Below are 9,231 nucleotides of genomic sequence, written 5' to 3'. Positions count from 1 at the left end.
CCCACACCCCAACTTGCATTGTCTGTAGAAATTGGGAATCCAATTTCTCTTTGTTGGGGCCCCTGACTAGAATTGAAAAAAGCTTGTTACAAGCGCATTTTCGTTCAGTCAACTACTGCCAATATAACTTCGTAGAGCATAGAACATTGATTTATGTCCCCGCCTCTTTTTATCGTATATAGCATGTCCCTTTTTAAAATTACAAGCATAAATATTCAGACTCAAATATAGCCACACGCCTAAACTACGGAGGGATGTGGCTGTCTTTTTTGATTGTAATTATGTATCAGATTTAAATCATTAATATAAAGAGGCTAATTCATTAATAAATTTAGTAAAATCTGATTTAGCAATATTTATCCTTAATGAAATACCAGATTCTGTTGCCATGTTTGAATGCCTTAAACCAGAATCAAAATCAATATAAATACAAAGCAGTTCTTGATTAAAATCAATAATTGTAAAATGTAAATCAGGTTCTATAAAATATATTTCAGTAACAGGATTGTCGTAATCCATATGTTTCAAATTGTCCATGTCACTATCAAAAAGTGCAAATTCAAATTTAACTTCTTGATCTTCGAAAGTTGCACTAGTGTCGAAATAATAAATTTTATTATCTTCTTCGATAACTACATCTTTTAAAATAAATGTTATCGATGTTTTGCTATGTAAATAAGATGCATCTCTTAAAATCACTTTAGTGGGCTTCATCGTCAAATTCCTTTCATCATTCATTTTTTCATGTTGCATAATCACCATTACTATTGATAATTCTAGGATAGATACTCATTGTATAATAATTATTCACTAGAACAAAAAAACACACATCAATTTGGTTGTTTCCATCCAAAATAATGTGTGTGTTTATACATATATGATTTATTACTAAACTTCATCGTTTATCAATATTAAATCCATTGATGCGATGTTCAGAGTTAACGAGATTTCTTCTGTCTATTTGCTCTGTCTATTAATACTTGTTTCGCTTGTATTTCCGCTTCATTATCTATTTCTTTAGGCTCAAACGGAATACCCTTACGTTCACAAGCTTTTTCTAACAGATAATCAGTGATTTCGTAATTTTTAGGTAAAATTGGTCCGTGTAAATAAGTACCTAATAAATTTTTATAATGAATGCCTTCTTTTTTATCTTCATCATTATTACCATAACCAAAAGTGACATGACCAAGTGTACCGAAATCATGATATGTTCTACCACCGTGATTTTCAAAACCTACAATAGTTCCAAAAGTATCACTTTCGATAACAATATCTCCTGTTAATCGGTTTGTCTTTGATTCAGTATAAAAATCTAAAATACCTAACCCTTCTAATTCTGTACCATCAGGCGTGATATATTTTTTTCCTAAAAATTGATAGCCTCCACAAATTGTTAATCCCGGCATACCATCTTCAATCGCTTCTTTAAGTGGTGTCTTAATTTTACTTAATTCTTTTGTTGCTAATGCTTGTTCTCTATCACTTCCACCACCGATAAAGAAAATATCACATTCATCAAAGGTAATACCTTCTGTTTCATTGATTTCTACGACATTAACTTTAATATTTCGTTTTTTAGCACGTTGTCTTAAAGCAATAATATTTCCTATATCACTGTATAAATTCAATTTATCTGACATAAAATGATAAATAGTCAATTCATGCATATTATGATTGACCTCCTTCAAACGAACGGTTTAATTGTTCAAGCATAGGCGCTAATGATGTATAGTTTGGTATTGCAACTGTGAAACCTTTATAATCCATAGTCTTTGCCGTTGCTTTATAAATATCACGCTCAACTATAATTGGTACTTCAACCTCTGCTAACTTCAATCGCAATTGAAGTTCTTCTGCTCGTGTACCTGTCACGATGATAGCTTCAATTTGTTGCTTAGATAATTTTTCAAAATCTGCATCATAAATCCATGAAGTATCTCGACCATCTGCAGCGTTATCATTTAGCGAAATAACATACACTTTTTCGCCTTCTAATTGTTCACCAACTGATAAACTTGCATTCATTCCTGCAGGATTTTTAGCTAAATTGATCATCGCTTCTTTTCGTTCTTTTTTAAAGTACTGCATACGACCATTGTCTGATGTATACGTTTCAAAGCCATTTTTAATTGTTTGTTCATTTAACCCTAGCTCTCTTAAAACAGTATATGCTGCTAACGCGTTATAAGCGTTAAAGTCACCTGCAATTTTCATATCATATTTTTCATCATTGATATTTAAATATAAAAACGGTGCCACATCAAAACTTGATATTTCATATTTTGCTTGCTCTCGTTTGAAACCACACTGACAGTGATAATGACCAATTTGATTATAATGAATATAATCGTATTGCAATAAGCGACCACAGTTTGGACAATATCTACTTTCATTCATCGTACTTTGTTCAAATTCATGGGCATGTGCTTTCATACCATAGTACACAATCGTATCACTTGCGATTTTCAAACGACTCACAAATGGATCATCAGCATTTAGCAATAATTTGATGCCTTTATTACTAATTGTCTCTGCAATGTTATTAACCATAATATCAATTTCACCGAAGCGATCCATTTGATCTCTAAAGAAATTAGTAAATACCATCATTGAAGGTGTAACTTCTTTTAACACACGTGGAATCGAACCTTCATCAATTTCGATTACCGCAATTTTAGTCTTAGGTGTTGATTGCATGATGAATGCAGAAGTTATACCTGCAGCCATATTAGCACCTTCATTATTGTGTATAATTTGAATATTATTTGCTTTTAAAGTATGTCCAATTAAGTTTGAAGTCGTTGTTTTACCATTTGTTCCACTGATAAATACAATATCATCAACTTGCTCTGCTAATTTTCTTAATACATCTGTATCCACTTTTCTAGCGATTTGTCCAGGTAAATCTGTTCCTCTTTTACCTACTGCTCTACTTGCTTTACGCGCCAATTTCGCTAGATGGATTGCCGTCCACTGTCTCATGTGTTTCCTCCTCAAATTTCCACTCGCATCATTATAACATGACAAGGCAACTTCAAAAAAGTTTCTCAATCACAAATTGATACAGTGTTTCTAAATTATAATCATTCTCATTTAGATAATTAAAAATGATATTTATTCTCAATTAAATATCGCTAAATGATACATTTTCTCAATTAGAGTGCTAAAATAAGGTGTTAAATTATAATTATTATTATTTACAATTGAGAATGAGTTTGTTATACTAAGTTTAATTCATAGTAATTTTAATTTACAAATAAGAGGTGTATCAAAATGTTAAGTAAAAATTTATTAGAAGCATTAAATGATCAAATGAACCATGAGTACTTTGCAGCACACGCATATATGGCAATGGCAGCATACTGTGATAAAGAATCGTACGAAGGATTTGCAAACTTCTTCATTCAACAAGCTAAAGAAGAACGTTTCCATGGACAAAAGATTTATAACTATATTAACGACAGAGGTGCACATGCAGAATTCAGAGCAGTTTCAGCACCAAAAATTGACTTTTCAAGCATACTAGAAACTTTCAAAGACAGCTTATCTCAAGAACAAGAAGTAACAAGACGTTTCTATAACTTATCTGAAATCGCTCGTCAAGATAAAGATTATGCAACTATCTCATTCTTAAACTGGTTCTTAGATGAACAAGTCGAAGAAGAATCAATGTTTGAAACTCACATCAATTATTTAACTCGTATCGGCGATGACAGCAATGCATTATATCTTTACGAAAAAGAACTTGGCGCTCGTACATTCGACGAAGAATAATTAAACATCACTACAATAGACAGATAAATATCATACGACATGATAGGCATTTGGGTCACTTACAATAACCCAATGTCTATATTATTTTGCTTTACGGAGATCACTAGATTCATTTTCTGAATCATTGATCTGCGTTTTTTCATTTTCAAGGCTAATTATTGTATTTTTAGTCATTTATTTTTTAAACTACTAATGTTAATAACTCTAAATTTGATGTTGAATTAATTTGACCGATTTTAAAGCATATCATCATTTACTTTTTAATCAGAGTTACATCCAAATGATAGATTTCACGTTATACCTTCACGTATAATATTATGTATCGTTTGTAAGCAAATGACTAAAAGTCTATTAATATATACATTTAATTAATTGAAAGGATTGACTACATGATACAAGATGCGTTTGTTGCACTTGATTTTGAAACAGCAAATGGTAAACGTACAAGTATTTGTTCTGTCGGAATGGTTAAAGTCATTGATAGTCAAATAACAGAAACATTTCATACTCTTGTGAATCCGCAAGACTATTTTTCACAACAAAATATTAAAGTTCATGGCATACAACCAGAAGATGTTGAAAATGCACCTACGTTTGACTACGTATTTCCATATATGATGCAATTTATTGCAGATTTACCTGTTGTCGCACATAACGCGGCATTTGATATGAACGTCTTACATCAAAGCATTCAAAATATTGGTTTACCAACTCCAAATTTAACTTACTTTTGTAGTTATCAACTTGCTAAAAGAACCGTTGATTCGTATCGATACGGTTTAAAACATATGATGGAGTTTTATCAATTAGATTTTCATGGTCATCATGATGCATTGAATGATGCCAAAGCATGCGCAATGATTACTTTTAGGCTACTGAAAAATTATGAAAATTTAACATATGTAACTAATATTTATGGTAAAAATCTAAAAGATAAAGGCTAGGACTAAATAAAATACTCCCTTCAAAAGTAAGCATTGTAAAAATGTAAACTTTGCAGGGAGCTTTATTTTATATAAAGTCATATATCGTCATATTTTTATAAGTTGATTGTTCTAAATTACCTACAGTGACACCAATAAGTCGAATTGGTACATCTGGGTCTTTTAAATCGTTATAAAGTAAATATGCAATATTATAAATATCTTCTTCAGAACTAACCGAATCTCTTAAACTCATCTGTTTAGATAGCGTTTCAAATTGATAAGTTTTAATTTTAACCGTTACAGTTTTAGCTGACTTCTGTAATTTATTTAGACGTTCAGCTGTTTTACCTGACAATTCCCATACTTTTCTTAAAATCTCTTCATCATCATTCACGTCTGTTGCAAATGTGCGTTCAGTCCCTACTGATTTTCTTACTCTTGATGATTTCACTTCACTATGGTCAATACCGCGTGCCTTGTTATATAAACCCCGACCTCTTTTTCCAAACAAACGTATTAATTCAAATTCCGTTTTCTCATATAAATCTCTACCGTTAAAAATACCATTATCATGCATTACTTTTTTGGAAGCTTTACCTACGCCTGGAAAATCTCCAATATCCAATGTCATCAAAATATCATGGACATTTTGATAATCAATCACAGTCATACCATCAGGTTTATTCATACCACTCGCTAATTTAGCTAAAAATTTGTTATAAGAAACACCTGCAGATGCTGTTAAATGTGTCTGCTCTAGAATATCTTTTCTAATATACTGAGCAATTTTCGAAGCAGGAAGGTCTGGTCTCACTAATTCTGTAATATCTAAATACGCTTCATCCAATGACATCGGTTCTACCTTATCTGTATAACTTCGGAAAATAGACATAATCTGCGCAGATGTTTCTCGGTAAGCACCAAAATTACTTGTGACAAAGTATCCATTTGGACATAATTTATGCGCTTGTGACATAGGCATTGCTGAATGGACGCCGTATTTTCGTGCTTCATAGGATGCCGTAGAGACAACACCCCTACTGCTTGCTTTACCACCAACAATGACTGGTTTCCCTTTCAATTTGGGGTTATCTCTCATTTCGACTTGTGCAAAAAAATAGTCCATATCTATATGAATAATTCGTCTCTCAGTCAAGTGCTCACCTCCCTACTAATTTTTACTTTTATAACGCACAAAAATATCTCAACATAATTATACGCTGTGTACGATTTTTTTACATAAATCTTGCACTTAGCGATAACTATATTGAGATAACTACAAGTTGTTATAAAATCAATTGCTATTTAAGCATGATGATGAAGACGATTGAGTAAGAAAACATAGGTAATCTGAAATAATTCAAGCAAATTCATTTTGTTGGTATTATCATATTAAAATTTATTATTGAGTCGGCTTTTGATGATACAAATAAATACTATCTTCATCTTGTTGAACATATTTAAAACTACTAGATATTGTTAATGCAACAAGCAGAATATCTATAAAGCAATAAGCGGTATGCATACTAAACATAAAAATAAGTGATGAATAACCAAATACCTTAATTAAAATAAGCAAGCCAGTACTTAATAAGATTAGTGGTGACAGCATAACAATTGAGAATTGCCATTTGTTGAAGCAAGCATCTGCTGTTTGGAATAAGATTCTGTCTTTTTTTATATTAAACATAGGTTTGCTATCTTTTTTAAATAAAAGAAATAATGCTCTATGGATAAGTTCATGTAAAATCAATAAAATAATGAATCCAGCAAACCCATATACAAGATTGATGATGATATTTTGATCGACAACCGCTGTGACACCTAACGCCCACTTATACGTAAATAAAATCACGAATAACGCAATAACAAGTTGCAAGATAATAAACCTTCGCATTTGAAAATTATTTGTCGTTAAATCAATTTTATGCATTACCAACCCTCCCGATCATGACATTCTTATTCTTCTTTAAATATAGTATACAATGTCACATTTAATTTAAAAAGTTCATATCAAGAAAGTAAATTGGCTGTAATAAAATTTTAATATACGACTTCTTTCTTCACTTATTAAGGCGAAATTTTATCTCAAATCATGTGCGCTATTTCAAATTGAATAATGCCACTGTCTCAACATGTGTTGTTTGTGGAAACATATCTACCGGTGTTACCTCTTCAAGTTGATATTTTTCAGCTAATAATAATGCATCACGTTGCTGTGTTGCGGGATTACATGAAATATAGACAATACGCTTAGGTTCTAATGTAAGCAAAGTCTGAATAAACGTTTCGTCACAGCCCTTTCTTGGCGGATCAACCATTACAACATCTGGTTTAATCCCTTGTGCTTTCCATTGTAAAATAACTTCTTCAGCTTTCCCACAGACAAAAGTTGTATTATTGCATTGGTTTATAGTCGCATTTTGTTGTGCGTCTTCAATTGAAGAAGGTACTACTTCAACACCGTATACATGTTTTGCATGTGGTGCCATATATAGCCCTATTGTTCCAATACCACAATAGGTATCTAATACAACTTCATTACCTGTCAATTGCGCATACTCAATTGCTTTATTATATAATTTCTCTGTTTGTTCAGAATTAATTTGGTAGAATGACTGATCACTTATTTTAAATGTACTATCTGTTAATTGATCAATAATTGTATCTTTACCATATAGCGTTATAGATTGACGTCCCATAATAACATTAGAGTGGCTATCATTAATGTTTTGTTTAATGCTTGTCACATTAGGAAATGCATCTAATATCTTCTCAACAACAGCATTTTTTTGTGGCCACTTTTTACCATTAGTTACAAAAATAATCATCATTTCGTCTGTATGATATCCTGTTCTTACAACCAAATGTCTCATTAAACCTTTTTTCAATTGTTCTTGATAAATACTTACATTTAAATCTTTTAAAATAGATTTAACTTCATTCATCACTTCTTGATGTTGTGAATCTTGTATTAAACAACTTTCCATGTCAATAATGTCATGGCTTCTTTGACGATAAAAGCCCATAATAACTTCATTCTGTTCATTCTTACCAACTGGAATCTGGGACTTGTTTCGATATCTCCAAGGATCTGTCATGCCAACTGTATCGTTAATCTTAGAATTATCAAAATGCGCTTTTCGCTGAAACAAATTAATCACTTGTTCCTTTTTCATTTCAAGTTGTGCTTCGTATGATAAGTGTTGAAGTTGGCACCCACCACAACGTTCATAATATATACATGGCGGTGCAACACGATTCTCACTTCTCGTATTTATATTAAGCAACTTACCTATCGCAAAGTTCTTTTTTACTTTGATAATTTTATATTCAATTTGTTCATTAATTAAAGCTTGTGGTATGAAAATAGGAAAGCGATCTATTTTTACGACACCATGGCCTTCATGCGTTAAATCAACAACTGTTCCCGTTTTTATGTCATTTTTAGCTATTGCTTGCAAAATTTTACCTCCAAAATGAACAGGTTAGGAACAAAATTATGCGCTTCCTAACCTGCCATTATATATTTCACTATTTCTGTTTATTCTTCGATTAAATTGTCATCAACATGATCATTATTTATTAACTCTTCATTTACAATATCATTAGGTGCAAAGACATCTATATGACGTTCTAGATTTAAGAAATTCGCTGGTAATTTACCACCATATTCTCCATCTACATTTAGTTGTAAGTCTGTGAATGATGAAATATTAATTGCCTTTGCTTTTTCATAAATAACTTTAGGATGCTTAGTATGTTCTCCTCTTGAAGCTAAAGTCATAATATGACCAAGTTCTGCAAGGTTTGATTTTTCAACTATAATTAACGTAAAATAGCCGTCATCTAACTTAGCGTCCGGCACTAATTTTTCAAATCCTGCCATTGAATTTGTTAAACCTAAAAAGAATAATAATGCTTCTCCTTGGAAAACATTACCATCATATTCAATTCTTAAATCTACAGCTTTCATTTGAGGTAACATTTCGAAACCTTTGATGTAATAAGCAAATGGACCAACAATAGATTTCAATTTACTCGGTGTTTCATAAGAGACTTGCGTCAATTGTCCGCCTGCAGCTAAATTAATAAAGTATCGATTATTCATTTTACCAATATCTACTTTAGTAGAATGACCTTCAATGATGACATCAAGTGCCCCCATGATGTCATTAGGTATATGCAATGCACGTCCAAAGTCATTAACAGTACCCATAGGAATGACACCTAGCTTAGGACGATTAGGCTTTTCTGCGATACCATTAACTACTTCATTTAATGTTCCATCACCACCTGCAGCGATTAATACATCATAATTTTCATGCATAGCTCTTTCTGCTTCAAGTGTGGCATCACCTATTTTCTCGGTTGCATATGCACTCGTTTCATATCCCGCTTTTTCTAATTTTATTAAGGCATCAGGTAATTCTCTTTTAAATAGCTCTTTACCTGATGTCGGGTTATAAATGATTCTAGCACGTTTCCTCATATCTTATCCCTCTACTTAAAATTCATATATTTTAAC

Annotated in this window: 11 protein-coding genes; 2 read left to right on the top strand and 9 right to left on the bottom strand. The window is 31.9% G+C overall.

Going from position 1 to position 9,231, the window contains the following annotated elements:
• Window positions 1–300: 300 nt before the first annotated feature.
• The 4 genes from IDG60_RS21095 to murT form a co-directional block, all read right to left on the bottom strand.
• The gene (locus IDG60_RS21095; RefSeq protein ID WP_001557448.1) at window positions 301–714 is read right to left on the bottom strand and encodes a hypothetical protein; all 414 of its coding nucleotides are present in this window, start codon (window positions 712–714) and stop codon (window positions 301–303) included.
• A gap of 28 nt (window positions 715–742) precedes the next feature.
• Window positions 743–853, bottom strand: a complete 111-nt coding sequence (locus IDG60_RS21090) for a hypothetical protein (protein ID WP_001790257.1) — start codon at window positions 851–853, stop codon at window positions 743–745.
• An 85-nt stretch (window positions 854–938) separates the two neighbouring features.
• Window positions 939–1,670, bottom strand: a complete 732-nt coding sequence (gatD, locus tag IDG60_RS21085; protein ID WP_000544969.1) for a lipid II isoglutaminyl synthase subunit GatD — start codon at window positions 1,668–1,670, stop codon at window positions 939–941.
• A 1-nt stretch (window position 1,671) separates the two neighbouring features.
• Window positions 1,672–2,985, bottom strand: coding sequence for a lipid II isoglutaminyl synthase subunit MurT (gene murT / locus IDG60_RS21080; RefSeq protein WP_001250343.1), 1,314 nt, complete (start codon window positions 2,983–2,985; stop codon window positions 1,672–1,674).
• Window positions 2,986–3,276: 291 nt separating this feature from the next.
• Here murT and ftnA point away from each other — a divergent pair, with 291 nt between their 5' ends.
• Window positions 3,277–3,777: an H-type ferritin FtnA gene (ftnA, locus tag IDG60_RS21075; protein ID WP_000949467.1), complete on the top strand. Its 501-nt coding sequence runs from the start codon at window positions 3,277–3,279 to the stop codon at window positions 3,775–3,777.
• A gap of 81 nt (window positions 3,778–3,858) precedes the next feature.
• On the opposite strand, the gene IDG60_RS21070 is transcribed toward ftnA, so the two are convergent.
• Window positions 3,859–3,951: a hypothetical protein gene (locus tag IDG60_RS21070; RefSeq protein WP_001790679.1), complete on the bottom strand. Its 93-nt coding sequence runs from the start codon at window positions 3,949–3,951 to the stop codon at window positions 3,859–3,861.
• Window positions 3,952–4,166: 215 nt separating this feature from the next.
• Between IDG60_RS21070 and IDG60_RS21065 the strand changes: the two genes are divergently transcribed.
• Window positions 4,167–4,721, top strand: a complete 555-nt coding sequence (locus IDG60_RS21065; protein ID WP_000613738.1) for a 3'-5' exonuclease — start codon at window positions 4,167–4,169, stop codon at window positions 4,719–4,721.
• Between the two features lie 67 nt (window positions 4,722–4,788).
• Here IDG60_RS21065 and dinB read toward each other — a convergent pair whose 3' ends face one another.
• From dinB to IDG60_RS21045, 4 genes are all read right to left on the bottom strand, one after another.
• Window positions 4,789–5,859 carry a DNA polymerase IV gene (dinB, locus tag IDG60_RS21060; protein WP_000140176.1) on the bottom strand — a complete coding sequence of 357 codons (1,071 nt, stop codon included), beginning with the start codon at window positions 5,857–5,859 and terminating at the stop codon, window positions 4,789–4,791.
• 246 nt (window positions 5,860–6,105) lie between these two features.
• Window positions 6,106–6,636, bottom strand: a complete 531-nt coding sequence (locus IDG60_RS21055) for a DUF3267 domain-containing protein (RefSeq protein ID WP_103182719.1) — start codon at window positions 6,634–6,636, stop codon at window positions 6,106–6,108.
• Window positions 6,637–6,805: 169 nt separating this feature from the next.
• Window positions 6,806–8,167 carry a 23S rRNA (uracil(1939)-C(5))-methyltransferase RlmD gene (rlmD, locus tag IDG60_RS21050; protein WP_001147865.1) on the bottom strand — a complete coding sequence of 454 codons (1,362 nt, stop codon included), beginning with the start codon at window positions 8,165–8,167 and terminating at the stop codon, window positions 6,806–6,808.
• An 80-nt stretch (window positions 8,168–8,247) separates the two neighbouring features.
• The gene (locus IDG60_RS21045) at window positions 8,248–9,195 is read right to left on the bottom strand and encodes a diacylglycerol kinase (protein ID WP_001231451.1); all 948 of its coding nucleotides are present in this window, start codon (window positions 9,193–9,195) and stop codon (window positions 8,248–8,250) included.
• Window positions 9,196–9,231: the final 36 nt, after the last annotated feature.

The organism is Staphylococcus sp. EG-SA-2 (assembly GCF_017152085.1).
The sequence above is the reverse complement of the archived record's forward strand: the minus strand, read 5'-3'. Positions and strand labels throughout refer to the sequence as shown.

Coding starts and splice junctions, on each gene's coding strand:
- murT (WP_001250343.1), bottom strand. CDS start 2,985: ATGAGACAGTGGACGGCAATCCATCTAGCGAAATTGGCGCGTAAAGCA.
- IDG60_RS21095 (WP_001557448.1), bottom strand. CDS start 714: ATGAAGCCCACTAAAGTGATTTTAAGAGATGCATCTTATTTACATAGC.
- gatD (WP_000544969.1), bottom strand. CDS start 1,670: ATGCATGAATTGACTATTTATCATTTTATGTCAGATAAATTGAATTTA.
- IDG60_RS21070 (WP_001790679.1), bottom strand. CDS start 3,951: ATGACTAAAAATACAATAATTAGCCTTGAAAATGAAAAAACGCAGATC.
- ftnA (WP_000949467.1), top strand. CDS start 3,277: ATGTTAAGTAAAAATTTATTAGAAGCATTAAATGATCAAATGAACCAT.
- IDG60_RS21065 (WP_000613738.1), top strand. CDS start 4,167: ATGATACAAGATGCGTTTGTTGCACTTGATTTTGAAACAGCAAATGGT.
- IDG60_RS21055 (WP_103182719.1), bottom strand. CDS start 6,636: ATGCATAAAATTGATTTAACGACAAATAATTTTCAAATGCGAAGGTTT.
- IDG60_RS21045 (WP_001231451.1), bottom strand. CDS start 9,195: ATGAGGAAACGTGCTAGAATCATTTATAACCCGACATCAGGTAAAGAG.